This is a genomic window from Methylobacter sp. BBA5.1 (assembly GCF_000746145.1).
Taxonomy (GTDB): Bacteria; Pseudomonadota; Gammaproteobacteria; order Methylococcales; family Methylomonadaceae; genus Methylobacter; species Methylobacter marinus.
On sequence record NZ_JQKS01000088.1, the window covers coordinates 1 to 1217 of the forward strand.

1 protein-coding gene is annotated in these 1217 nt (G+C 45.5%); it reads right to left on the reverse strand.

Going from position 1 to position 1217, the window contains the following annotated elements:
* Positions 1-592: 592 nt before the first annotated feature.
* Positions 593-847: a hypothetical protein gene (locus tag EK22_RS21830; protein ID WP_036254496.1), complete on the reverse strand. Its 255-nt coding sequence runs from the start codon at positions 845-847 to the stop codon at positions 593-595.
* Between the last annotated feature and the right edge of the window lie 370 nt (positions 848-1217).

Consider the following 1217-nt stretch of genomic DNA (forward strand, 5'->3'; position numbering starts at 1 on the left):
TGTCTAACCAGAGCCATTCCCTATTCATCAATCCGGCTGAACCATTATTGTTCAGTTTACTGAATCTAAACAAAAAATTTAGCGGCTAAAATTCCTTTCTGGCGTTCAACCGTCTTTCCAAATTGGACCGAATCCAGCGAGATTGCATAAAATCGCCCATGCCGCATAAGGAATCGGAGAATCTTCGCTGATCCAACGCCTTACCGTACGATCGCCTTTAGCGCCAAGGCCAAGCATCTTTGCCGTCTTGCTACCGGTGAGTCCGCCGGCGAGGCGCAGTACCTCGCGTATTTCCTCCCCGGTTGGCTGAGTCCATCTTTCGGCCGGACACAGGCATTCACGTCTAATGGTTGTGTCTGGGCGACTCAAACTCTATTCTCCTGTTGTTCCAATATTTTTAGTTGATCAAAACTGTAACCTGATTGTACACATTCGGATGCTCGGCGGTGTGTCATCATGAGCCCAAACTGTACCACTATCTGATGTCGCTTTTATAATAAGCTTCCTCTTGCCCATGTCTTTTGCAAATATGACTGATGCAGGCTAACAATTTCGCAGCACTGCTGCCCACTCGGATGCTCGTCGCATCATCTTAGTCTTTGCCCATGGCTTCGATTTGATCATTCAGTGCGGTACCGATCTTTGCTTGGGCAAGTTCTGCCCATTCCCTGGCAATTAACGCCTGATGCGCAGGCAGGATAACATCAACTAAAACAAATCCGGGCGGTGCAATAGGGATGGCCGGTATGCGCTGTAGAGGTAATTCCAATTCATCCATTCGGTTAGGTAAGATCTGTTCAGCAACTAGACTGGCAGCAGCAGGTGATAGTTTTTGAGTTTTGTTCATCGGAAATCCTCCGGTAATTGACCTGAGCGTAAAACCCGGCCTTCAAGTGTTAAATTAGGGTATTAAGTCCTAATATGTCAAGTATTTTGACTGGAGCTTTTTGGTTTATAAATATAATTCTGATCTTGCTCTGACAGCTTCAAACAGTGACAGTCTCAGATGTGCCATAATTGGTCGATTATAAACGGCATATGAATCTCGGACAGCAGCCGCGATAGCGACTGCGTCCACTGAAGGGCTAGTTAAGTCGTGTCATTGCTACCTATAGGAGAGCGGCAATTCCACCTGCAATTGCTTGAGCATTTTTGATATTTGCAAGTAATGTTTTTAGGTCGTTAACCCCAAAATAACTTATTAGCTTTTTGCTTAA